We start from the raw sequence: 23,420 nt of genomic DNA on the forward strand, positions 1-23,420 counted from the left end.
CCCCAATCCCTCGAAAGGTCATGAAGGCCCTTCTAGCGCGCTGTAAGTCCTAGAGAAAGCTGTAAGGATCGACATCGACCACGACACGCACCTTGCTCGGCCAGTCGAGCTTGCCGAGCCAGTCGCGGATCACGTCCTGCACGTCGAGCGCACGCCGCGCATGGACCAGCAGGCGGAACCGGTGCCGCCCGCGCAGCATCGCCAGCGGCGCCGGGGCGGGGCCGTACACCTCCATTGCCTCCAGCTTCGGCGCGGTGCGGCCGATCAAGGTCGCGATCTCCTGCGCCGCCGCCTGGTCCTCGCTCGACACCACGATCCCGGCGAAGCGCCCGAAGGGCGGCGCGCCGGCCTCGCGGCGGGATTCGGTCTCGGCTTCGTAAAAGGCGTCGGCATCGCCCGTCACCAGCGCGCGCATCACCTGCGCGTCGGGGCTGTGGGTCTGGATATAGACATGGCCCGGCTTCTCGCCGCGCCCGGCGCGCCCCGCGACCTGCATGATCTGCTGGAAGGTCCGTTCCGACGCGCGCAAATCGCCCCCGCCCAGCCCGAGATCCGCATCGATCACCCCGACCAACGTCAGATTGGGGAAATGATACCCCTTGGTGACCAGCTGCGTTCCGACCACGATATCGATATCGCCCGCCTCCATGCGGTGGACGAACTCCGCCGCCTTGGCCGGCGACCAGATCGTGTCGGAGGTGACGATCGCGGTCTTCGCCGCGGGGAACAGCGCGCGCACTTCGTCGGCGATGCGCTCCACGCCAGGCCCGACCGCGACCAGCGTGTCCGCGTTGCCGCATTCCGGGCAGGCGCGCGGCACTGGCTCGATATGCCCGCAATGATGGCAGGCGAGCCGCGCGACCAGGCGGTGCTCGACCATCCACGCCGTGCAATTGGGGCATTGGAAGCGGTGCCCGCAGGTGCGGCACAGGGTCAGTGGGGCATAGCCGCGCCGGTTGAGGAACAGCAGCGACTGCTCGCCGCGTTCGAGCCGTTCCTGGATCCCCTTGACGATCGCCGGCGCGATCCAGCGGCCGCGCTCGGGCGGGTTGGCGATCAGGTCGATCGCCTCGATCGCCGGCATCTCCGCTGCGCCCCAGCGCCCGGGCAGCTTCAGCTCGGCATAGCGGCCCAGCGCGACCTGCTGCCGCGTTTCGATCGCGGGCGTGGCGGAGGCGAGGATCACCGGGCATTTCTCGAACAGCCCGCGCATCACCGCCACGTCGCGCGCGTGATAATGCACGCCCTCTTCCTGCTTGAAGCTGGTCTCATGCGCTTCGTCGACCACGATCAGGCCGAGATTGGCATAGGGCAGGAACAAGGAGGATCGCGCCCCCACCGTCACCAGCGCCTGCCCGCTGGCGATCGCCCGCCACGCGCGGCGCCGTTGCGACTGGCGCAGCCCCGAATGCCAGGCGACCGGCGCCACGCCGAACCGCGCGGCGAAGCGCTGCAGGAACGGCTCGGTCAGCGCGATCTCGGGCAGCAGCACGAGCGTCTGCCGACCGGCGCGGATCGCGGCGGCCACCGCCTCGAAATAGACCTCGGTCTTGCCTGAGCCGGTAACCCCGTCGAGCAGGGTCGGCTGGAATGCTTCCGCCTCGACATTGGCGACCAGCACCTTGGCCGCTGCGCGCTGGTCGGGCGACAGGGCCGGCACGCCATGTTCGGGATCGGGCAGGGGGAAGGGACTGTCGATATCGACCTCGACCGGTTCCAGCGCGCCCGTCTTCACTAGCCCGCGGATCACGGCGTCGGAGACGTTAGCGGCCAGCGCCAGCTCACGGACCAGGCCCTGGCGCTCGCCGATCCTTTCGATCGCCTGTTCGCGTTGCGGCGTCAGCCGGTCGGGCACCAGCCCGGTCGCGCGATATTCGGTGACGGTCCGTCCGCCCTCCAGCGCCGAGGTGGAGGCAAGCGCCATGCGCGCCACCGAGGCGGGCGGGGCGAGATAATAATTCGCAGTCCATTCGATCAGCCGGCGCAGCGGCGCGCCGAGCGGCGGCACGGGCATCACGCCGATCAGGTTGCGCAGCCGGTTGTCGCCGACTTCCGCATCGGATGGCATGGTCTGCGGCTCCCACACCACCCCAATCAACTGGCGCGGGCCCAGCGGCGCAACGACGATCGACCCCGGCTCGACCGTCATCCCATGCGGGACTCGGTAATCGAGCGGGCCGAGCGCTGAATTCATGACGAGGACACGGGCGCGGGACACGGCGCCCATATGGCGGCTCGGCGGCCGCGCGCAAAGCTTCCGCATGAAGCTCGTTCGGCGCTATGGTCGGACCATGTCCGGTCTCGCCCCCGATTTCGCCGATCACCTCCGCCGCGACCGGCGGCGATCGGTCCACACGATCCGCGCGTACGAAGCGACGGCCAACCGGCTGATCCACTTTCTCGAAACCCATTGGGGCGGTGCCGTCTCGCGCGACTCGCTCGGCAAGGTCAGCGCCGCCGATCTGCGCGCCTATCTCGCGCTGCGCCGCGGCGAGGGACTGGGCAACGCATCCGCGGCGCGGGAATTGTCGGCGGCGCGTTCCTTCCTCGTCTTTGCCGGCGGGGCAGGGGCGCCGCCCCGGGTGAAGGGCCCGCGCGTCAAGAAGGGCGTGCCGCGCCCGATCTCGCCCGACGAAGCGGTCGCGCTGGCCGAGGATGTCGAGGAGAATGCGGCCGAACCCTGGATCGGCGCGCGCGACTGGGCCGTGCTGATGCTGCTCTACGGCGCCGGCCTGCGCGTCGGCGAGGCGACCGGTCTGACCGGCGCGGTGCTGCCGCTCGGCCCCACGCTCAGCGTCACCGGCAAGCGCGACAAGACCCGGATCGTGCCCCTGCTGCCCCAGGTGCGCGAGGCGATCGAGGCCTATCTCCAGACCTGCCCCTGGCCGATATCCCGCGATACGGCACTGTTCCGCGGCGCCAAGGGCGGACCGCTATCGCCCGCCATCGTCCGCCGCTCGGTCCAGGCGGCGCGGGTCCGGCTCGGCCTGCCCGAACGGACCACGCCCCATGCGCTGCGCCACAGCTTCGCGACGCATCTGCTGGGGCGGGGTGCCGACTTGCGCGCGCTGCAGGAATTGCTCGGCCATGCCAGCCTCAGCTCGACCCAGATCTACACCGCGGTCGACGCGGCGCATCTGCTCGACGTGTACCGGAATGCCCATCCGCGGGCTTAGAGGCTTTCACCGGCCCCTCTCTCCCGTTCGTTTCGAGCGAAGTCGAGAAGCCGGGCCTAACGCTCCATCAACGTTTCTCGACTGCGCTCGAAACGAACGGGGAGGTGGGGTTTCCGAACCGTCCTACCCCCGCGGCTTCCACGTAAACACGCGCCACACATACACCAGCACGATCCCCACCATGATCGCCAGCGCGCCCGGCCCGATGAACCGGTCCAGCGCATGGAAATTCGCGCCGAGATACCAGCCGGCCCAGGTCAGGAGGCAGTTCCATATCGCGCTACCCGCCGCCGTCCACAGCAGGAAGCGCCAGCGCGGCATGCAGGTCATACCGGCGGGCAGCGAGATGATCGTGCGGAAGGCCGGCATGAAGCGGAACACGAAGACGATCCACTCGCCATGCCGCGTGAAGAAGGCATGGAGTCGCTCGACCTCATGCCAGTCCACGGTCAGCCAGCGGCCGTGCCGGTCGACCCAGGGCTTCAAACCGAGATACCCGAAGCGCCGGCCCAGCGCGTACCAGAAATAATTGCCGACGACCGTGCCCGCCGTGCCGACCGCGATCAGCGGCAGCGCCTCCATCTGTCCGCGCGCCACCGCGATGCCGCCCAAGCCCATGATCACCTCGGACGGGATCGGCGGGAAGACATTCTCGAGGATCATCAGCAGGAAGATGCCGAAATAGCCGCCCCAGGCAGTCAGATCGATGATGAACTCGGTCATGCCTTGTCCCCCTCCCGCAAGCGGGAGGGGAGAATCAAGCACGCCCGACCTTCGCCTCGATCGCATCCCAGATCAGGCCGGCGACATCGGTCCCGTCGAACCGCTCGATCGCGACGATGCCGGTGGGCGAGGTGACGTTGATTTCGGTCAGCCATTTGCCGCCGATCACGTCGATGCCGACGAACAGCAACCCGCGCTTCTTCAGTTCCGGCCCGAGCACTGCGCAGATTTCCTGCTCCTCGGGCGTGAGCACGGTCTTCTCCGCCGATCCGCCGACCGCCAGGTTGGACCGGATCTCGCCCGCGCCCGGCACCCGGTTGATCGCCCCCGCGACCTCGCCGTCGACCAGCACGATGCGCTTGTCGCCCTTCGCCACATCGGGGAGGAATTCCTGGATCATGTGCGGCTCGCGGTACGCGGTGTTGAACACTTCGATCAGCGCCGACAGGTTCGCCCCGTCGCTGCCGACCTTGAAGATCGCCTTGCCGCCATTGCCGTGCAGCGGCTTGACCACGATCTCGCCGTGGGTGGCGAGGAAGGCGCGCGCTTCGTCGAGCGAACGGGTGACCAAAGTCGGCGGCATGAAGCGCGCATAGTCGAGCACGAAGACTTTTTCGGGCGCGTTGCGGACATTGGCCGGGTCGTTCACCACCAGGGTCTCATGCGCGATCCGCTCGAGCAGATGCGTCGCGGTGATATAGCCGAGATCAAACGGCGGATCCTGCCGCATCAGCACGACATCGGCTTGCTTGCCGAGATCGAGGCTGACCGGGTCGCCGAAGCTGAAATGATTGCCGACGACGCGCTGCACCGTCACTGGATGCGCCTTGGTCCAGACGCGCCCGTCCGAATAGTTCAGATCCTCGGCGGTGTAGTGAAACAGCCTGTGCCCGCGCGCCTGCGCCGACAGCATCAGCGCAAAGGTCGAATCGCCCGCGATGTTGATCGAATCAAGCGGGTCCATCTGGACGGCGACGGTAAGCGGCATCGAACAACCTCCGTTCGTCCTGAGCCTGTCGAAGGACTGTCCTTCTTCTCAGGAAGAAAATGCAAGGCTTCGACAAGCTCAGCCCGAACGGTCGGGGATGTAGGCGCGGGTCAGGCTGTTGTCACCCGATCCACGCATTCTCGATATGACGCGGCCGCGTGCCGGGGGCGAGCAGGATCACGTCGACGCGGATGTCGTCTCCGGGGCCGGCATATTTCGGCATGAGGTATTCCGCAGCTGCCGCGACCCGCGAGAGGCGGCGCTCGTCGATCGCGAAGTCGAGTTCGGCCGAGGTCTTGCGCATCTTCACCTCGACGAACGCGACCAGGTTGCCGCGCCGCGCGACCAGATCGACCTCGCCCGCCGGCGTGCGCACGCGGCGATCGAGGATGCGCCAGCCCTTGAGGCGGAGCCACCAGCCGGCGAGACGCTCGCCGCGACGGCCTGCGGCTTCGGCAACGCGGCGGTCACGCACCCCTTATTCCTCCCTCGCGAAGCGGGGGAGGGGGACCGCCCGCTTCTTCAGCCGGTGGTGGAGGGGGCTTGGCACACGGTGCATCTGTTCCGCGCTCCAAGCCCCCTCCACCATTCGCCGGAAGAGGCGAATGGTCCCCCTCCCCCGGTTCCCGGGGGAGGAATGAAGTGCGCCACCCATCACCCCTTCATCTCCAGCGCTCGCGCGTAAAGCTCCTTGCGGTCCACGCCGAGCTTCTTCGCTACCTCGCTGACCGCCTTCGCCATGGGCAACCGCGTCAGCGCCTCGGTCAATGCCGCCTCGGCATCGTCCACGCTTGCCGCTTCGGGCTCGCCGGGCGGTGCCACCACCACCACGATCTCCCCGCGGGGCGGCGCATCGGCATAGCGCGCGGCGAGCGACGACAGGGTGCCCGTCACCGCTTCCTCGAACTTCTTGGTGATCTCCCGCGTCACCGCTGCCTCGCGGTCGCCCAGCCCCTCGGCCAGCGCCGCCAGGGTCGCGCCCAGGCGCGGCCCGGATTCGTACAGCACCAGCGTCGCCCGCACCGATCCGATCTCGGCGATCGCCGTCGCGCGCGCCTGCGCCTTGGGCGGCAGGAAGCCGCAATAAAGGAACCGGTCGGTCGGCAGCCCGGCGAGCGTCAGCGCGGCGATCGCTGCGCAGGGGCCGGGGATCGTCACCACCAGATGCCCGGCCGCGCGCGCATCGCGCACCAGCTTGTAGCCGGGATCGGAGATCAGCGGCGTCCCCGCATCGGACACCAGCGCCACCGCCTCGGTGCCCATCCGCGCGATCAGGCCGGGGCGGACATGCTCGGCATTATGATCATGATAGGGTGTCATTGGCCGCTTCACCCCGATATGGCGCAGCAGGCCCGCCGTCACACGCGAGTCTTCGACTGCAACTACCGCGGCGTTCGAGAGTATATGCGCGGCGCGCGGACTCAGATCGCCAAGATTGCCGATCGGGGTGGCAACGATATAGAGACCGGGCGCGAGTTCGGCGTTCATTGGAGCAGTCATGGCAGAGGCCCTATCGATACCGCAACGGGGAGCGAAGCTTCTTCGTGCAGCATTCATCGCGGGAGCGTTGCTTCTGAGCGCCTGCCAGTCGGTAGTGCCGCGCGGGCCGGGGCCGGCCGCGCCGCCGCCGCCGCGGCCGGTGCAGGATAGCGGGCAGGTGCAGGCGGGCATCCCGACCGACGTCGCGCGCCACCGCGTCGCGCTGCTCGTGCCGCTGACCGGCACCAATGCCGGCATCGGCCAGAGCCTCGCCAACGCCACCCAGCTCGCCTTGCTCGACAGCAAGAACGAGAAGGTGCGCATCACCACCTATGACACCAATGGCGGTGCCGCCGCCGCCGCCCAGCGCGCGCTGGCCGACGGCAACCGGCTGATCCTCGGCCCGCTGCTCGCCGAGGACGTTCGCGCGGTGGCCCCGCTGGCGCGCCGGGCCGGCGTGCCCGTGATCAGCTATTCCAACGACACCACGGCGGCCGGCAACGGTGCCTATCTGATCGGCTACGCCCCGGCCCAGTCGATCGACCGGGTCGTGCGCTATGCCAAGGGACAGGGCGTCACGGAGTTCGCCGGGCTCGTTCCCAACGGCACTTATGGCGAACGCGCGTCGACTGCCTTTCTGCGCGCGGTCGAGGGTGCCGGCGGCCAGGTGCGCACGCTTCAGACCTATGATCGCGGCGCGGGATCGCTGACCGGGGCGATCGGCCGCCTGGCGCAGAACGCGCCCTATCAGGCGGTGCTGATCGCCGACAGCGGCGCATCCGCGGCGACGGCGGTGCCGCTCATTCGCCGCAATGGCGGGGGCGGGGCGCATGTCCTCGGCACCGATCTGTGGAATTCGGAAAGCTCGATCACGACCCGGCCGGCGCTCAACGGCGCGTGGTTCGCGAGCGTGTCGGACACTTTCTATCGCCAATATGCCGCCAAATACCGCGCCCGCTTCGGCGCCGCACCCTATCGCCTGTCGAGCCTGGGCTATGATTCGGTGCTGCTGACGGTGCGCATCGCGCGCGACTGGACGGTCGGCAGCCCGTTCCCCGAGGCGCGGCTGCGCGATCCGGGCGGGTTCTCCGGCATCGACGGTCCGTTCCGCTTCGGCCGCGACAGCGTCGCCGAACGCGCGCTGGAGGTACAGGAGATCCGGGGCGGGACCACGGTCACCGTCTCCCCGGCGCCGACCGGTTTCTGAGTCGCGTCGTCCGCAGGCATAGCGTCGCGGAACGATAGGAAACCGGCAAACGGTGCTATTGTCGCGCGCTCAGGCGGCGTCGTTGACGATCTCGGGCAGGATCGCATCGAGTAGCAGCATGCCTGCCTCGGTCACGGTCAGATGGTCGCCGTCGCGGACAAGCAGGCCCTGGTCCTGCAGCCGGATGGCGGCGGGCCAGTGGATCAGCGCCTCGACGCTGGTCTCGCCCAGCCGCGCGATCCGGGCGAGATCGACGCCCTCGCGCAGGCGCAGACCCATCAGCAGCGCCTCGGTCGCGCGGGTATGCGGGGCGAGCGGCTCCTCGCTCTCCATGCCGTGCTGGTTGCGCTCGATCGCGCTCATCCAGTTCTCGGGCTTCTTGCGGCGCACCGTGGCCAGCCCACCGCGCCGGCCATGCGCGCCCGGCCCGACCCCGGCATAGTCGCGGTAGCGCCAATAGGTCAGGTTGTGCCGGCTCTCCGCGCCGGCGCGGGCGTGGTTGGAAATCTCATAGGCGGGGATACCCGCCGCGGCGGTGATCGCCCGCGTCGCCTCGAACAGGTCCGCGGCGCTGTCGCCATCGGGAATGACGATCCGCCCCGCTGCGGCCTCAGTGGCGAAGCGCGTGCCGGGCTCGATGGTGAGCTGGTAGAGCGACAGATGCTCGGTGCCGAAGCCGATCGCCCGGGTCAGCTCCGCTTCCCAGTCGGCCAGCCGCTGGTCGGGCCGGGCATAGATCAGGTCGAAGCTCACCCGGGCAAAGGCGCGCTGCGCGGTGTCGAGCGCGGCCAGCCCCTCGGTCTGGTCATGCGCACGGCCGAGGAATTTCAGTGCCTGGTCGTCGAGCGCCTGCAGCCCGAGCGAGACCCGGTTCACCCCCGCCGCGGCGATATCGGCGAAGCGCGCCGCCTCGACCGAGGAGGGGTTGGCCTCGAGCGTGATCTCGACATCGGGTGCGAAGCCCCAGGCCCGTTCCGCCGCGTCGATCACCGCCGCGACCGTCTCTGGCGGCATCAGCGAGGGGGTGCCGCCGCCGAAGAAGATCGAGCCGAGCGTGCGGCCGGGCAGTTCCGCCGCCTCATGGCGCAGGTCGGCGAGCAGGGCGGCGCGCCAGGCGGCCTGATCGACCTCGGCGCGGACATGGCTGTTGAAGTCGCAATAAGGGCATTTCGACACGCAGAACGGCCAATGGACATAAAGCGCGAGCGGTGGCGTTTGGGGATCGTTCATGTGGCCCCCATATGATCGTGCGAACGAGGCCAGGAAAGAGGCAGGCAAAGATGCGGTTTCTGCTGATGGCATTGGCGCTGCTGACGGGCTGCTCCGCCGCCGCCCCGCCGCAGAGCGAACGGGTGATCGAGGAGCGCCGCTTTTCGGGCGTGGCCCCGCGCGGCGAGGCGCTGATGCGCCAGGCGATGATCGACGCACATAACCGCGCCCGCGCCGCCGCCGGAGTGCCGCCGCTGGTGTGGAATCCGGCACTGGCGGTCGATGCCGAACGCTATGCCCGCGAGCTCGCCCGGACCGGGCGATTCGAGCATTCGAAGGAACCGCGCGGCCCCGCGCCCGAGGGCGAGAATCTCTGGACCGGCACTCGCGGGGCCTATCGCTACGAGGAGATGGCCGGCCACTGGGTCGACGAGCGCCGCGACTATCGCCGCGGGCCTACGCCGGATTTCAGCGTGACCGGGCGGTGGGAGGACGTGGCGCACTACACCCAGATCATCTGGCGCGGCACGACCGAGTTCGGCTGCGCGACGGCGAGTAACGCGACGGATGATTATCTGGTCTGCCGATACACGCCGCCGGGGAATGTCGTGGGGCAAATGCCGACATAAAACTCCTCTCCCTTTCGGGAGAGGAAAACCGGCGAAGCCGGCAAGGAGAGGGTTCGGTCGGAACGGGTCATGAGACTAAAGCCGGCCGTTCCGACCCAGCCCTCTCCCCGACGACCTAACGGTCGTCTCCCTCTCCCGAAAGGGAGAGGGCTCTTAAAGCACCGCCGCCATCATCGCGTCGAACGCCCGCGCGCGGTGGCTGATCGCCTTCTTCGCGTCGGGCATTTCGGCGAAGGTCAGCTCGCTGCCCTCGGGCACGAAGATCGGGTTGTAGCCGAACCCGCCGGTGCCGCGCGGCGGCCAGGCGAGCGTGCCGTCGACCCGGCCCTCGAACCACTCGACATGGCCGTCGGGCCAGGCAAGCGCGAGCACGCACATGAAATGCGCGTCGCGGCTGGCATCGGGGCCTTTCGCCTCGAGCGCGTCATTGACTCGCTGCATCGCGACCTTGAAGTCCTTGCCCTCGCCGGCCCAGCGCGCCGAGAAGATCCCCGGATCGCCGTTCAGCGCGTCGACGCACAGGCCGCTGTCGTCGGCCAGCGCGGGCAGGCCGGTCAAATCGGCTGCCTGCAGCGCCTTCAGCTCGGCATTGGCGAGGAAGGTGGTGCCGGTCTCCTCCGGCTCGGGCAGGTCGAGCTCGGCGGCCGAGACGGGCTCGATCCCGTACGGCCCAAGCATCTCGAGGATCTCGCGCACCTTGCCGGGATTGTGGCTGGCGATGACGAGCTTGCCGGGGACGAGCTTGCGGATCGCCTGGGGCGGGACCTCGATGGTCATTTCGCGACGGCCCTGGCCTGGGCGGCGAAGATGTCCGAGCAGCCGATGCGCGCGAGGCGGAGCAGACGGAGCAGCGCTTCCTCGTCATAAGTCGCGCCCTCGGCGGTCGCCTGCGCCTCGGCGATGTTGCCATTTTCGAGCAGGACGAAGTTCGCGTCCGCATCGGCGTTCGAATCCTCGTCATAGTCGAGGTCGAGCACGGGCGTGCCATTATAGATGCCGCAGGAGATCGCCGCGACCTTCTGGCTCAGCGGGTCGACCGTCAGCTTGCCCGAGGCGAGCAGCCCGTCAATGGCGAGGCGCAGCGCGACCCAGGCGCCCGAGATCGACGCGGTGCGGGTGCCGCCATCGGCCTGGATCACGTCGCAATCGAGCACGATCTGGCGCTCGCCGAGCAGCTTCATGTCAGTGACGGCGCGGAGCGAACGGCCGATCAGCCGCTGAATCTCCTGGGTGCGGCCGGACTGCTTGCCCTTGGCCGCTTCGCGCTGGCCGCGCGTATGGGTGGCGCGGGGGAGCATGCCGTACTCGGCGGTGACCCAGCCCTCGCCCTTGCCGCGCAGGAAGGGCGGGACCTTCTCCTCGACCGAGGCGGTCACCAGCACCTTGGTGTCGCCAAAGCCGATCAGCACGGAGCCTTCGGCATGGCGGGTGAAGCGCGGCTCGATCGTGATCGTGCGCATCTGATCGGGGGCGCGGCCGGATGGGCGCATTGGGGAATCTCCTGAAACTGGGCTTCGCCACCTAGACGCGACAAGGTGAACGCGCCAGTCTTGGTGATGGTCATGGAGACAATATGATGCGCATCTGGGTTCTGGCGATGATGGCGTCGTTGGCATCCTCGGCGCCGGCATCGCCGCAGGCATTGCCGTCTTCGGAGACGATCACCATTCGCATTCGCTGGATCACCAATATCTGCCTGGGAATTTGCCCCGACTTTTCGGTGAGTATCGCGACTGATGGCGGTGTCATGCAGCGCACCTTCGAGCCGGGAGGGGAGCAGGTCATCAAGACAGCCCGATACAGGCTCAGCACCTCCGAACTTGCGGGCTTCAGACGGCGGTTGGCTGGCATCAGGCCAATTGGAGATCGCCAGTTCGGACGGGCGTGCGACGCCTACCAAAGACCCAAAGCAAATGGAGAACCGATTTCGGGCGGGACTCGCCACGGTGTGAGTCACTATGTGATCGAGTGGCGCGGCGGCGCATCGCCTTCCCGAGTGAGAGCCTGCTACGAAGACGCGCGCGTACGTCACGCCATCTTTTCCGCGCTGGCCGCGGCGCAGATGAATCCGATCAACGGCAGGCCTCTTGGGGCGGGACAAACCGCTCCAATTGACGAGTGGTGAGGACTGACAAGGTGACAAGCGGCGTTGAGACGCGCATCGGTGCTCCTTACATGACACCCATGTCCGCGCCCCCGATCACTGAGCTCAACGACCGCGCGCGTGACGTCTTCCGCGTGGTGGTGGAAAGCTATCTCGATACCGGCTCACCGATCGGATCGCGCACCATCGCGCACCTTTCCGGCCTGAACCTCTCGCCGGCCTCGATTCGCAACGTGATGCAGGATCTGGAGGAGCTTGGCCTGCTTGCCTCGCCGCATACCAGCGCGGGGCGCTTGCCGACCGAGATCGGGCTGCGCCTGTTCGTCGACGGCATGATGCAGGCACTGGAGCCCTCCGCCGAGGAGCGGGCGGCGATCGAGTCGCGCGTGTCGCAGGTCGGCCCGGTCGAGGAAGCGCTTGCCGCCACCACGGCCGCGCTGTCCGGCCTGTCGGCCTGTGCCGGGCTGGTGCTGGTGCCGAAGCGCGAGCTGGTGCTGCGCCAGATGAGCTTCGTGCCGCTTTCCACCGACAAGGCGCTTGCGGTGCTCGTCGCCGAGGACGGATCGGTCGAGAACCGCGTGATCGACCTGCCCGCCGGCGTATCGCCCTCCGCGCTGGTCGAGGCGGGCAATTACATGACCGCAATGCTCTCCGGCATGACCATCGCCCAGGCGCGTGCGCGGATCGAGCGCGAGATCGGCGAGGAGCGCGCGCTGGTCGATACCGTCGCCCGGACATTGATCGAACGCGGCCTCGCCATCTGGAGCGAGGACGGCAATCGCCGTCCGGTGCTGATCGTGCGCGGGCAGGGGCGGCTGATCGACGCGGCGGCCGCGGCCGACCTCGAACGGATCAGCGACCTGCTCGACGACCTGGAGGGCAAGCAGGAGATCGCCCGGCTGCTCGACAGCGCCGGCGCGGGCGATGCGACGCGCATCTTCATCGGCGCCGAGAATAAATTATTCTCGCTTTCGGGATCATCCGTCATTGCGAAACCGTTCCGCGGGCTCGATGGGCGGGTGGTCGGCGTGGTCGGCGTAATCGGCCCGACTCGGTTGAACTATGCCCGCGTCGTGCCCATGGTGGATTTCACTGCCGCGACACTCGCGCGGCTCATGCCCTAACAGGATCGAAGCGACACACGATGATCGAAGACGAAAAGATCGAGACGCCCACCGCCGAAGACCTGCGCGAGGAGACCGCGCAGGACGCCCCCGAGCTTGCCGAGCATGATCGCGTGGCGAAGCTCGAGGCCGAGCTGGCCGACGCGAAATCGGCGGTGCTCTATGCCCATGCCGAGGCGCAGAATGTCCGCCGCCGCGCCGAGAAGGAAGCAGCCGATGCCCGCGCCTATGCCGCGACCGCGTTCGCGCGCGACCTGTTGTCGGTCGCCGACAATCTCGCCCGCGGGCTCGAGGCGATCCCGGCCGAGCTGCGCGCGGACGAGAAGCTCAAGAACCTGATCACTGGCCTGGATGCGACCGGCCGCGAGCTCGAATCGGTGTTCCAGCGCCACGGCATCAAGAAGATGAGCACGCTCGGCGAGACGCTCGACCCCAATTTCCACCAGGCGATGTTCGAAATGCCGAGCGACAAGCCGGTCGGCACGATCGTCCAGGAAATGCAGGCGGGCTATATGATCAAGGACCGGCTGCTGCGCCCGGCGCTGGTCGGGGTGGCGAAGAAGCCGGAGTGATGGGAGAGCCGGTGGGTGACACGTTAAGCGTTGCACTCACCGTCTTGTTCTTCGGCTATATCATCTGGGCTTTTCAGCGCCGTCGTCCCGTCTCGAAATGCGTTTCGGACGGCCCGGTGGGTCAGCCCTATAGGGTATATTCCCGAACACATGACCTGACGTTGCGGGCCCGCGATCTCCCGGCGGCGTTCGCGGCGGACGACCTCAGTAGTGCCAAGGGTTGGCTGCTGCGTGATCCGGCCATCTGGCATCGCAGGGCTGACGCGGCAAAGAAGCTCTTCGACGCCGTCCCCGCTGCTGACGCCGATTCCCTGCGTGCGGCTTTTGCAACAACGACGCCGGGTGATTGGGCGATCTGTATACTCGTCGATCAATCGGGATCGATGCGGGACGATCCGATCCTGCATACCGCGGCAGCTGTCCGCTGGCTCTCTGCTATCCTCGGCGATATCGGCGCGACAGTCACGCTCCTGGGCTTCTCGACCATGGGGTGGCACGGCTGGAAATCGCGGCAAGACTGGTTGTCGAACGGCCAGCCACAGCGGCCCGGTCGGCTCTGCGCGCTGCTCCATATTCTCTATCAGCGCGCGGGCGAACCATTGGGGCAGGAGGATTGGGCAGTCATGCTCCATCCGGACATTCTGCGCGAGAATGTTGATGGCGAAGCGATCGAATGGGCGCGCGCCATACTGCGTGAGCAATCCCAACCGCACAAGCTGCTCGTCATTCTTTCTGATGGGGCTCCGGTCGATGATTCGACCTTGATGCAAAACGGTCCGTCCTATCTTGAACGGCATCTTCAGTCCGTTATTCAAAATATCGAAGCCTCGGATGACGTGATCCTGGCAGCCCTTGGCATTGGCTATGATGTCAGCCGATATTACCATCGCTCGCGGTCGGTCGATACTCTCGATGTGTTGCCGGGCGAACTGGCGGCGCTCATAGCGCAAACCGTTCGGGCAAAGACGGAAGACGCATGAACGAGAACATCACCACCGATCGCCCGACCTTCGTCACGCATCTCGAATGCTCGATGACGGGCGAACGCTATGAGGCGGACACGCTGCATGGCCTGTCGCGCGTCGGGCGGCCGCTGCTGGTGCGCTATGATCTCGACTCGCTCCGCGCGATGATTCCGCGGGCGATGATCGCCGCGCGGCCGACCGACATGTGGCGCTGGCGCGAGCTGCTGCCGGTGCGCGCCACCCGAGACGTGGTCAGCCTGGGCGAGATCGAGACGCCGCTGGTGCCGATCACGCGCTCGGGCGGGCCGAACGTGCTGGTCAAGGACGAGGGGCGGCTGCCGACCGGATCGTTCAAGGCGCGCGGCCTCGTCATGGCGGTGTCGATGGCCAAGGCGCTGGGCGTCACGAAGATCGCGATGCCGACCAACGGCAATGCCGGCGCCGCGCTCGCTGCCTATGCGACACGCTGCGGGATCGAGACGATCGTCTTCTGTCCCGACGACACGCCCGAAATCAACGTGCGCGAGATCGCGCAACAGGGCGCGCGCGTCTACCGGGTCAACGGGCTGATCGACGATTGCGGGGCGATCGTCGGCAAGGGCGCGGCGGAAGGGCTGTGGTTCGACTTCTCGACCCTGAAGGAGCCGTACCGGATCGAGGGCAAGAAGACGATGGGGCTGGAGCTGGCCGCCCAGTTCGGCTGGAAGCTGCCCGATGCGATCTTCTACCCAACCGGCGGCGGTACCGGCCTGATCGGCATGTGGAAGGCGTTCGACGAGCTGGAGAAGCTCGGCTGGATCGGCCCGGCACGGCCGCGCATGTTCGCGGTGCAGGCCTCGGGCTGCGCGCCGATCGTCCGTGCCTTCGACGAAGGTGTCGAGCATGCCGAGCGCTGGGAGGATGCGGCGACGGTCGCGGCGGGCATCCGCGTGCCCAAGGCGGTCGGCGACTTCCTGATCCTGCGCGCGGTGCGCGAGAGCGGCGGCCAGGCGATGGCGGTCGGCGACCCCGCGATCCTCAAGGCAGTGGACGATGCTGCCAAGAAGGACGGGCTGCTGCTCTGCCCCGAGGGCGGCGCCACGCTGGCGGCCTATAAGGAGGCGCTGCGCACCGGCCTGGTCGACGAGGAGGAAAGCACCGTCCTGTTCAACTGCGCGACGGGCCTGAAATACCCGATGCCCGAGGCGAACGACACGATCGACCGGTTCGGCGTGATCGATCTGGCGGCGCTCTGACCCGTCAGAGCGTCTGCGCGCGGTTCTCGTCGCGGTGCTTCTTGAGATATTTCATGAAGGGCGTGCCGCCGGTCCCGATATCGGGGTCGTTGCCCGCGCCGGATGAGGCCTGTTTGTTGATATAGGCCGCGGCATATTCGAGATGGCGGGTGCGAAAGCGGGCGACCTGTTCGACACAGGCGTTGAACGCTTGCTTCACCCCCTGATTCTGCGTGGCGGCGAAGTCGCGCAGGTGGCTGGCGCGCTGCAGGTCCTCGATAAAGGCGCGGTGGCGGCGGGGGCGATAGGGGTGCAGCTCCACCAGCAGGTCGCGCAGCTCGTCATTCTCGTGCGAGACCTGGAACAGCGCGTCCATCGACGGCACGATCGAGCTTTGCGAGCCGGTGGGGCCGCGAAACTCCTGCGGCTTGCCGCCGAAGCGTTCGACGCCCTCGTAGATCAGGCCCTGGGGCAGCGCCGCATTGTTCTTCCAGCCGTTGATGTAGAGGCGGATGCGGTTGTAATAGATGTACGGATCGCACTTCTCGACCATGCGGTCGAAGATCGCCAACAGGCGTTCCCACACCGCGTTCATCTCGATCAGCAGCGCCTCGACGCGCGCCGCATCGCGTTCGTCGCTGGCCTGGACGAGGTCGATCGCCAGCTCCAGCGCATGGCCGGCGGTCGCCTCGATCGCGACATGGATCTGGACGAACCACTCCTCGTCCAGGCCGCCGGCGAAGCGCTGCTTCTGCATGACATTGCCCAGTGCGATCGGCGCTTGCTTGTCGAGCCGGTACCAATTGTCGAGGATATAGCAGGCATAGTTCATGACCGGGGGGAAGCCCATCCGGTCGGACAGGGCGACGAACGGCACGGCGAGATTGGCCGGCAGCATCTCGGGCGGAGTCGGCTCGCCCCAGACATGGGCCTGGACCAGAAAGGCATAGCGCACCATCGCGAGGCTGATCTGCGCGTCGCTGGCGGTGGCGAGGAACGCCGCCACGTCGGGTGTCGGCAGCTCGGCCAGCCAGTGGCGAATCCGCCCGGTGGTGACGAGGCCGGACAGGTCGGCGGCCATCGCTTCGACCGCCGCGAACCCGGCCGGCAGCGCCACCTCGTCGATCTCGGCCTGCGACAAAAAGCCGCGTTCGCCCGAAAGCCCGTAATGGGCCAGGCCCTGCAGCGTCATGAGAAGTCCTTCAGCAAACCGGTATCGAATGAAACCGTCCTAGCCGCGCAGCCCGCCCGACGCCAGTTCCGAGGCCATGTCAGGGGGCGGTGCTGCCTTTCAGGGCGCCGACATGCCCGATGATATCGGCATAGATGTCGGTCAGCGCGGCGAGATCGTCGATCGCCACCGCTTCGTCGAGCTTGTGCATCGTCGCGTTGATCAGCCCGAACTCGACGACGGGGCAGAGCGCCGAAAGGAAGCGCGCGTCGGACGTGCCGCCGGTGGTCGACAGCTCGGGCCGGATGCCCTGCCGCGCCTCGATCGCGTCGCCGATCAGGGTCGAGAGCGCCCCCGGCGCAGTCAGGAAGGCATCGCCCGACACGCGCGCGATCATCGTCGCCTTGGGAGCGTGGCGGTGTACGATCTCTTCGATCCGCGCCGCGAGATCGTCGCCCTTGTGCAGATCATTGTAGCGGATGCTCAGCCGGGCCGAGGCGTGCGCCGGGATGACGTTGGTGGCGGGATTGCCGACGGTAATGTCCGTCGCTTCGATGTTCGAGGGCTGGAACCAGTCATTGCCCTGGTCGAGTATGATCGCGTCGATCTCGGCGAGGATCGCCACCAGCTTGGGGATCGGATTGTCGGCGAGATGGGGGTAGGCGACATGGCCCTGCCGCCCGGGCACGTCGATCCAGATATTGACCGAGCCGCGCCGCCCGATCTTGATCATGTCGCCGAGTCGCGCGACCGAGGTGGGCTCGCCGACCAGGCAGAAATCGGGTTTCAGGCCGCGCTCGGCCATGCGGTCGATCAGCGCGCGGGTGCCGAAGATGGCGGGGCCTTCCTCGTCGCCGGTGATGATCAGGCTTTGCGTGCCCATCGCTGGCGCCCGGCCAAGCGCGGCGACGAAGGCAGCGATCGCGCCCTTCATGTCGACCGCGCCGCGGCCATGGAGCAGGCCACCGCGGATCTCGGGCTCGAACGCGCCGCTGGTCCAGCCGGCCCCCGGGGGAACGACGTCGAGATGGCCGGCAAAGGCGAAATGCGGCGCCCCGGAGCCGCGCACCGCGAGCAGATTCTCGACCGGGCCGTCGGGCGCCTCGCCGACAATGAAGCGATCGACATGGAAGCCGAGCGGGACGAGCGCCGCTTCTAGCACGTCGAACACGCCGCCTTGCGCGGGGGTCACGCTCTCGCGGGCGATCAGCGCCTTGGTCAGCGCGACGACATCGGGCAATCTGGTCTCAGCATCCATGGAGGTGGCATTGCCCAAGCTCGATCTCGATTCAATCCCGCAGACCAATGCGACCGGCTATCCGCCGCCGCATTCCGAGAAAGTGCAGGGCCGCTGGTATCGCCGCCTCGCCCCGGCGTCGGGGCTGGGCGACTTCGGGGTGAGCCATGTCACGCTGAAGCCGGGCGCCTGGTCGTCGCAGCGGCACTGGCATGAGGGCGAGGATGAATTCGTGGTGATGATCGCAGGCGAGGCAGTGCTGGTCGACGATAGCGGGGAAACGGTGATGCGCGCCGGCGACTGCGCGGCCTTCCCCAAGAATGACGGCAACGGCCATGTGCTGCAGAACCGCAGCGATGCGGACTGCATGTTCATCGCGGTCGGGCGGCCATCGGATACCGACTGCCATTATCCCGACATCGACATGCATCTGTTTGCGGAGAAGGGGTTCCGGCGGAAGGATGGCGGTGACTTCTAGTGTCCCGAACCGAAAGTTCGCTCGATGACGGAATTCAGATATTTGCCAGCGACCGTCAGTTCCAAGCCAGCAGGGGTGATTTTTTCGCTGTTCCCTGCCAATAACAGGGTAGAACAGGGTGACTTTATTTTTTTCACCACTTTTACCCTGTTATGTTGGATTTCTCGCCCGAAATTTCGTCACGTTATTCGTGACTTGTGAGGTGCTTACCCTGTTATGAAAATAACAGGGTAAAATCTGCACGGAACAGGGAAAGCCGCGCCGGTAACAGGGCCGATGTTGACGGTGGCGGGGACGGGCGAAGCGCGGCGTTTCGACCATCATGGGAAAGAGCGTGCTGGTCCGCGCGCCGCGCGTGATGCACCGGTTCGCGACGCAGTTGAATCGATCGTCGGCGTTTTGATCCTGGGCCGGCCTGCGCCGGGCGACGTCGCCTAGGCCGAGGCCGGCTGCTCGAACTGCTCGATCACCCATTCCTCTTCCTGCGCGCCGGCGATCCAGTCCTGCATGAAGGGGTGCTGCAGCACCGCATCCATATAGCCGGTGGCGAAGCGGGCGATCGGCAGGCCGTAGGTGACGATGCGGGTGACGACCGGCGCGTACATCATGTCGACCGCGCCGAACTCGCCGAACAGGAACTTGCCGGTGCCGCCGAAGCGGGCGCGGGCCTGGGCCCAGAGTTCCATGATGCGCCCGATATCGGCCAGCACATCGTCGTCGGGGCGCTTGGGCGGGAAGACCTGGCGGATGTTCATGCTGTGCTTGCGGCGCAGCGCCGTGAAGCTCGAATGCATCTCGGCGGCCATCGAGCGGGCCATGGCGCGGGCAGTGTCGTCCTCGGGCCAGAATTTCGCGCGCTCGGTCTTCTCGGCGAGATATTCGATGATCGCCAGGCTGTCCCACACCACGGCGTCGCCGTCCCACAGGATCGGCACCTTGCCCGAGGAGGGCGCGAACTCGTCGCCCTCGCGGCGCTTGTCCCAGTCGGCGTCGTAGAGCGGGACGACCACTTCCTCGAAGGGAAGGCCCGACTGCTTGCAGGCGAGCCAGCCGCGCAGCGACCAGGAGGAATAGGCCTTGTTGCCGATGATGAGTTTGAGCATGCGGGGGTGGATAGACGGGCCGGGCGCGGGCGGCAACTCCTGCGCCCGGCGCGGTCTCAGAGGCCCTTGTTCGGGTTGATCAGGAACTTCTCGCCGGTGGCCTTGCGGGCATAGGCGGCGATCGTTTCCGGCTGCAGCGCCTCGGCCAGCGAGATTTCCGCGGTGTAGGTGCTGCAGAAGGTGGTGGTGAGCTCGGCGGCGACGCGCGCGCGCATGCGCTGGCCGGTTTCCGGCCCGGCCTTCATCAGGAAATAGGTGAGCAGGAAACCGCCCACGCCCCAGGCCATGCCGGTGTTGCGGCCGATCTCGGTCGGGCGGGTATCGAGCACGCCGTAGATATAGACCTGCTTGTGGGTGGTCGAACCGTAGCGGCTGTAGGACGTCATTTTCCGCGTCGCGGCGGCCTCCATCGCGCCGATGATCTGCCCTGCCAGAGGGCCGCCGCCGACGGCGTCGAAGCCAAGCGTCGCGCCGGTTTCCATCAGTGCCTCGATCAGCTGGTTGCGGAAATCGGGCGCGGTGCTGTCGACGACATATCTGGCGCCGATATCGGTCAGGATCTTTGCCTGGGCTTCGCTGCGGACGATGTTCACCAGTGGCACCCCATCGGCGATGCAGATGCGGTTGAGCATCTGGCCGAGGTTCGACGCGGCGGCGGTATGGACCAGCGCGGTGTGGCCCTCGGCGCGCATCGTCTCGACCATGGCGAGCGCGGTCAGCGGGTTGACGAAGCAGGAGGCGCCTTGCGCCGCGGTGGTGCCCTCGGGCAGGACCAGCGCCTCGGCGGCGCGCATGACGCGATATTGCGAATACATCGAGCCGCCGAGGATCGCGACGGTGCGGCCGATCAGGTGTTTGGCATCGTCGCCGGCATCGACCACCACGCCGGCGCCTTCATTGCCGACCGCCATCGGTTCGCCGATTCGCGCCTGGAGCGACGGGAGAAAAGCCGGGTTGACCGACGCGGTGACGACCGGGCGGTCGGCGGTGCCGCCGGCCGCGATCGTCGAGAGGTCAGCCGGGCCGAGCAGCAGGCCGAGATCGGACGGGTTGAGCGGCGCTGCCTCCATACGCACGACGATCTGGTCGGCGGCCGGCGCAGGAATCGCGACATCGTCCAGCGTCAGGCGCAGCTCGCCTTCGGGGGTGATCAGCGAGCTGATCTGCAGGCCGGTGGTGATGGTCATCGCGTCTCTCCCAATTTTATGGGTAGCGATATGCAACGGAAGTTGCCTCGACGCGAGAGGGTTTCTCAGCCGATCGCTTCGATTACCGCAGCGCGCAGTTCCGGGATGCCGAGGCCGGTCTCGCTCGACGTTTCGAGGATGTCGGGATGCGCGGCGGGGCGCTTACGCACTTCCTCGGCGGTCTGCGCGGCGACCTCGGCGAGCTCGCTCGGCTTGATCTTGTCGGCCTTGGTCAGGACGATGCGATAGCTGACCGCGGCCTTGTCGAGCATCTCGAGGATCTCGCGGTCAACGTCCTTGATGCCGTGGCGGGCGTCGATCAGCACCAGCGCGCGCTTCAGTTCCTGCCGACCGCGCAGGAAGTCGTTCACCAGGAAGCGCCATTTCTTGACGACGTCCTTGGGCGCCTTGGCGAAGCCGTAACCGGGCATGTCGACCAGCCGGAAGGCGAGGGGATCGCCCACGTCGAAGAAGTTGAGCTCCTGGGTGCGGCCAGGCGTGTTCGACGTGCGGGCGAGCGCGTTGCGGCCGGTCAGCGCGTTGAGCAGTGACGACTTGCCCACGTTGGAGCGGCCCGCGAAGGCGACCTCGGGTACGGTCGCGTCCGGCAGGAATTCCAGCTTCGGCGCCGATTTCAGGAAGGCGACCGGGCCGGCGAAGGTCTTTCGCGCGGCCTCGATCATTTCGGGAGTGAAGGGATCAGCCATGGGTCATTTCGCGATCGCCTCTTTCATCCCCGGATGCCGCGCATAGAGCAGGCGCTGCTGGAGGATGGTGAGGGTGTTGGACGTGATCCAGTAGATCTGCAGGCCGACCGCGAACGGCGCCATCACGAACATCAGCACCCAGGGCATCAGCGCGAAAACCTGCTTCTGCGCTTCGTCCATCGGGGCCGGGTTCAGCTTGAACTGGAAATACATCGAGATGCCGAGCAGCACCGGGATCACGCCGATCGCCAGGAAATGCGGCACGGTGAAGGGCAGATAGCCGAACAGGTTGAGGATGGTCGCCGGATCGGGCGCCGACAGATCCTTGATCCACAGCACGAAAGGCTGGTGGCGCATTTCGATCGTGAGCAGCAGCACCTTGTACAGCGCGTAGAAGATCGGGATCTGCAGGAAGGTCGGCAGGCAGCCCGCGAGCGGATTGACCTTCTCCGCCTTGTACAGCGCCATGATCTCCTGCTGCTGGCGCGTCTTGTCGTCCTTGTGCTTCTCCTGCAGCGCCTTCATCCTGGGCTGGATCGCGCGCATATTGGCCATGGAGGCGAACTGGCGCTGGGCGATCGGGAACATCAGGCCCCGGATGGTGACCGTCAGCAGGATGATCGCCAGGCCGAAATTGCCGACCATGCGGAACAGCCAGTCGAGATATTTGAAGATCGGCTTTTCGACGATTTCGAACCAGCCCCAGTCGATCGCCTTGCCGAGATGGCGGATCTTGAGGTTGTCCTCATAACGATCGAGCGTGTTCACTTCCTTCGCACCCGTGAACAGATGAGTGGTCGTGTTCATCTGCGAACCGGGCGGGATGATCGCCGGCGCGCGCGACACATCGGCCTGGAAATTGGTGCCGGGGGTCGCAGCGCGGAAGCCGGAATGGACCGACGCCTTCTGATCGGGGATCAGCGCCGCCAGCCAATATTTGTCGCCGAAGCCGGCCCAGCCGCCCGTGGTGTCGAAATAATTGTCGCCCGGGCGGCCGCTATTGCCAAAGATCTTGCCGAAGAAGCCTGGCTCCTTGCCGTGCAGATTGTCGTAGGTGATGTCGTAGGTCGTGCCGTTGCCGAAGGTGCCGATCGGCCCGATATGGTTGGTCCAGGTATCCACATCAGCACCCGGGCCGGCGCGCGATACCAAGGCGTAGGGCGCGACCTTCACGGCACCAGCGCCAGCGTTCATGACCGACTGATCGGTGGTGAACATGAACTTCTCGTCGACCGCGACGCGGATCACGAAGGTCTGACCGGTCGGGTTGGTCCAGCTGAGCGTCACCGGCTTGCCCGGGCTCAGGGTCGGCGCGCTGGCAGTGAAGACGGTATCGGCACCGGGCACGGCGACGCCATCGCCCGTCCAGCCGAAGCCCGCGAAATAGGCATCCTTGGTTCCGGACGGCGACAGGAGCCGGATCGGCGGGGAGTTCTTGTCGATCGTTTCCTTGTACTTGACCAGCACCAGATCGTCGATTCGCGCGCCCTTCAGGTTGATCGACCCTTTCAGTTCCGGGGTTTCGACCAGCACGCGCGGCGATTCCGCCAGCACGACCCTGCGGTCGCGCGTCGCGGCGCTGCTGTTTGCCACCGGGCTTGCGCCGGGATTCGCGACGACGGTCGCCTTGCCCTTCTCGATCTTCGTCACGGGCGGGTTGGCCGCCGGGAAGAATTTCGACGTCACGATCGGCCAGCCGAACAGGATCAGCGCGGCGAACACCGCGAACAGGATGAAATTCTTGTTGTCGTTATTCACGTGAGTGATGTCCCGCTCATGATGGGCGTCTGGTGAGGCATTGATTCAGGGAACCGGATCGTGACCGAACCCGCCCCAGGGATGGCACCGTCCGATCCGCTTTGCCGCCAGCCACCCGCCCTTCAGCGCGCCATAGCGGCGAAGAGCAGTGATTGCATAGGCGGAACAGCTGGGCTGGTAGCGGCAGCTCGGCGGCAGGATGACGGATGGGCCGAGTTGCCAGAAGCGGACCAGAGCGATGAGGAAGCGGGTCAGCATGGTTGCCCGCCTTCTTCTTCGTCACCCTGAACTTGTTTCAGGGTCCAGGCGCGGTCATCTGAACCCTGGGCGACGCTCCTGAGGCGAGTGGCCGCGCCTGGATGCTGAAACAAGTTCAGCATGACGGCTGG

24 protein-coding genes are annotated in these 23,420 nt (G+C 66.9%); 9 read left to right on the forward strand and 15 right to left on the reverse strand.

Annotated features, from left to right (window positions below; translation table 11 throughout):
• Positions 1-49: 49 nt before the first annotated feature.
• Positions 50-2,218: a primosomal protein N' gene (locus tag ACZ1I5_RS02640; RefSeq protein ID WP_465173879.1), complete on the reverse strand. Its 2,169-nt coding sequence runs from the start codon at positions 2,216-2,218 to the stop codon at positions 50-52.
• A gap of 43 nt (positions 2,219-2,261) precedes the next feature.
• Between ACZ1I5_RS02640 and ACZ1I5_RS02645 the strand changes: the two genes are divergently transcribed.
• A complete protein-coding gene (locus tag ACZ1I5_RS02645) occupies positions 2,262-3,176 on the forward strand; it encodes a tyrosine recombinase XerC (RefSeq protein ID WP_465172193.1) in 915 nt (304 codons plus the stop codon).
• A gap of 123 nt (positions 3,177-3,299) precedes the next feature.
• Here ACZ1I5_RS02645 and ACZ1I5_RS02650 read toward each other — a convergent pair whose 3' ends face one another.
• The 4 genes from ACZ1I5_RS02650 to rsmI form a co-directional block, all read right to left on the reverse strand.
• Positions 3,300-3,899 carry a DedA family protein gene (locus tag ACZ1I5_RS02650; protein ID WP_465172194.1) on the reverse strand — a complete coding sequence of 200 codons (600 nt, stop codon included), beginning with the start codon at positions 3,897-3,899 and terminating at the stop codon, positions 3,300-3,302.
• 34 nt (positions 3,900-3,933) lie between these two features.
• Positions 3,934-4,887, reverse strand: a complete 954-nt coding sequence (gene gshB / locus ACZ1I5_RS02655) for a glutathione synthase (protein WP_465172195.1) — start codon at positions 4,885-4,887, stop codon at positions 3,934-3,936.
• Between the two features lie 121 nt (positions 4,888-5,008).
• On the reverse strand, positions 5,009-5,362 hold the full coding sequence (locus ACZ1I5_RS02660; RefSeq protein ID WP_465172196.1) for a YraN family protein: 354 nt from the start codon (positions 5,360-5,362) through the stop codon (positions 5,009-5,011).
• A 179-nt stretch (positions 5,363-5,541) separates the two neighbouring features.
• Positions 5,542-6,375 carry a 16S rRNA (cytidine(1402)-2'-O)-methyltransferase gene (gene rsmI, locus ACZ1I5_RS02665; protein WP_465172197.1) on the reverse strand — a complete coding sequence of 278 codons (834 nt, stop codon included), beginning with the start codon at positions 6,373-6,375 and terminating at the stop codon, positions 5,542-5,544.
• Positions 6,376-6,385: 10 nt separating this feature from the next.
• Here rsmI and ACZ1I5_RS02670 point away from each other — a divergent pair, with 10 nt between their 5' ends.
• Complete coding sequence (locus ACZ1I5_RS02670; protein WP_465172198.1) at positions 6,386-7,573, forward strand: penicillin-binding protein activator; 1,188 nt, start codon at positions 6,386-6,388, stop codon at positions 7,571-7,573.
• A 69-nt stretch (positions 7,574-7,642) separates the two neighbouring features.
• Here the strand turns inward: ACZ1I5_RS02670 and hemW are convergent, their stop codons facing one another.
• Positions 7,643-8,803 carry a radical SAM family heme chaperone HemW gene (hemW, locus tag ACZ1I5_RS02675; RefSeq protein WP_465172199.1) on the reverse strand — a complete coding sequence of 387 codons (1,161 nt, stop codon included), beginning with the start codon at positions 8,801-8,803 and terminating at the stop codon, positions 7,643-7,645.
• A 50-nt stretch (positions 8,804-8,853) separates the two neighbouring features.
• Here hemW and ACZ1I5_RS02680 point away from each other — a divergent pair, with 50 nt between their 5' ends.
• The gene (locus ACZ1I5_RS02680; RefSeq protein ID WP_465172200.1) at positions 8,854-9,411 is read left to right on the forward strand and encodes a CAP family protein; all 558 of its coding nucleotides are present in this window, start codon (positions 8,854-8,856) and stop codon (positions 9,409-9,411) included.
• Between the two features lie 153 nt (positions 9,412-9,564).
• Here the strand turns inward: ACZ1I5_RS02680 and rdgB are convergent, their stop codons facing one another.
• Positions 9,565-10,188, reverse strand: a complete 624-nt coding sequence (gene rdgB, locus ACZ1I5_RS02685; RefSeq protein WP_465172201.1) for an RdgB/HAM1 family non-canonical purine NTP pyrophosphatase — start codon at positions 10,186-10,188, stop codon at positions 9,565-9,567.
• Positions 10,185-10,901 carry a ribonuclease PH gene (rph, locus tag ACZ1I5_RS02690; RefSeq protein ID WP_465172202.1) on the reverse strand — a complete coding sequence of 239 codons (717 nt, stop codon included), beginning with the start codon at positions 10,899-10,901 and terminating at the stop codon, positions 10,185-10,187. The genes rdgB and rph overlap by 4 nt, the downstream gene beginning before the upstream one ends.
• Positions 10,902-10,984: 83 nt before the next feature.
• Between rph and ACZ1I5_RS02695 the strand changes: the two genes are divergently transcribed.
• The 5 genes from ACZ1I5_RS02695 to ACZ1I5_RS02715 are packed head-to-tail and all read left to right on the forward strand — an operon-like array spanning position 10,985 to position 15,411.
• A complete protein-coding gene (locus tag ACZ1I5_RS02695; RefSeq protein WP_465172203.1) occupies positions 10,985-11,536 on the forward strand; it encodes a hypothetical protein in 552 nt (183 codons plus the stop codon).
• A gap of 59 nt (positions 11,537-11,595) precedes the next feature.
• Positions 11,596-12,639 carry a heat-inducible transcriptional repressor HrcA gene (hrcA, locus tag ACZ1I5_RS02700; protein ID WP_465172204.1) on the forward strand — a complete coding sequence of 348 codons (1,044 nt, stop codon included), beginning with the start codon at positions 11,596-11,598 and terminating at the stop codon, positions 12,637-12,639.
• A gap of 20 nt (positions 12,640-12,659) precedes the next feature.
• Positions 12,660-13,211: a nucleotide exchange factor GrpE gene (gene grpE, locus ACZ1I5_RS02705; RefSeq protein ID WP_465172205.1), complete on the forward strand. Its 552-nt coding sequence runs from the start codon at positions 12,660-12,662 to the stop codon at positions 13,209-13,211.
• On the forward strand, positions 13,211-14,191 hold the full coding sequence (locus ACZ1I5_RS02710) for a cobaltochelatase CobT-related protein (RefSeq protein ID WP_465172206.1): 981 nt from the start codon (positions 13,211-13,213) through the stop codon (positions 14,189-14,191). Before grpE ends, ACZ1I5_RS02710 begins: the two co-directional genes overlap by 1 nt.
• Positions 14,188-15,411, forward strand: a complete 1,224-nt coding sequence (locus tag ACZ1I5_RS02715; RefSeq protein ID WP_465172207.1) for a threonine synthase — start codon at positions 14,188-14,190, stop codon at positions 15,409-15,411. The genes ACZ1I5_RS02710 and ACZ1I5_RS02715 overlap by 4 nt, the downstream gene beginning before the upstream one ends.
• A gap of 4 nt (positions 15,412-15,415) precedes the next feature.
• Here ACZ1I5_RS02715 and ACZ1I5_RS02720 read toward each other — a convergent pair whose 3' ends face one another.
• A complete protein-coding gene (locus tag ACZ1I5_RS02720; RefSeq protein ID WP_465172208.1) occupies positions 15,416-16,582 on the reverse strand; it encodes a PrnB family protein in 1,167 nt (388 codons plus the stop codon).
• 79 nt (positions 16,583-16,661) lie between these two features.
• Positions 16,662-17,819 carry a succinyl-diaminopimelate desuccinylase gene (gene dapE / locus ACZ1I5_RS02725; protein WP_465172209.1) on the reverse strand — a complete coding sequence of 386 codons (1,158 nt, stop codon included), beginning with the start codon at positions 17,817-17,819 and terminating at the stop codon, positions 16,662-16,664.
• 10 nt (positions 17,820-17,829) lie between these two features.
• Between dapE and ACZ1I5_RS02730 the strand changes: the two genes are divergently transcribed.
• On the forward strand, positions 17,830-18,276 hold the full coding sequence (locus ACZ1I5_RS02730; protein ID WP_465172210.1) for a cupin domain-containing protein: 447 nt from the start codon (positions 17,830-17,832) through the stop codon (positions 18,274-18,276).
• A gap of 434 nt (positions 18,277-18,710) precedes the next feature.
• On the opposite strand, the gene ACZ1I5_RS02735 is transcribed toward ACZ1I5_RS02730, so the two are convergent.
• From ACZ1I5_RS02735 to yidD, 5 genes are all read right to left on the reverse strand, one after another.
• Positions 18,711-19,379: a glutathione S-transferase family protein gene (locus ACZ1I5_RS02735; RefSeq protein WP_465172211.1), complete on the reverse strand. Its 669-nt coding sequence runs from the start codon at positions 19,377-19,379 to the stop codon at positions 18,711-18,713.
• Between the two features lie 56 nt (positions 19,380-19,435).
• Positions 19,436-20,566: a zinc-binding dehydrogenase gene (locus tag ACZ1I5_RS02740; RefSeq protein ID WP_465172212.1), complete on the reverse strand. Its 1,131-nt coding sequence runs from the start codon at positions 20,564-20,566 to the stop codon at positions 19,436-19,438.
• 65 nt (positions 20,567-20,631) lie between these two features.
• Positions 20,632-21,273, reverse strand: coding sequence for a ribosome biogenesis GTP-binding protein YihA/YsxC (yihA, locus tag ACZ1I5_RS02745; RefSeq protein WP_465172213.1), 642 nt, complete (start codon positions 21,271-21,273; stop codon positions 20,632-20,634).
• A 3-nt stretch (positions 21,274-21,276) separates the two neighbouring features.
• On the reverse strand, positions 21,277-23,031 hold the full coding sequence (yidC, locus tag ACZ1I5_RS02750) for a membrane protein insertase YidC (protein ID WP_465172214.1): 1,755 nt from the start codon (positions 23,029-23,031) through the stop codon (positions 21,277-21,279).
• 45 nt (positions 23,032-23,076) lie between these two features.
• Positions 23,077-23,289, reverse strand: a complete 213-nt coding sequence (yidD, locus tag ACZ1I5_RS02755; protein ID WP_465172215.1) for a membrane protein insertion efficiency factor YidD — start codon at positions 23,287-23,289, stop codon at positions 23,077-23,079.
• Positions 23,290-23,420: the final 131 nt, after the last annotated feature.

The organism is Sphingomonas sp. BL-S-30, from assembly GCF_055521475.1.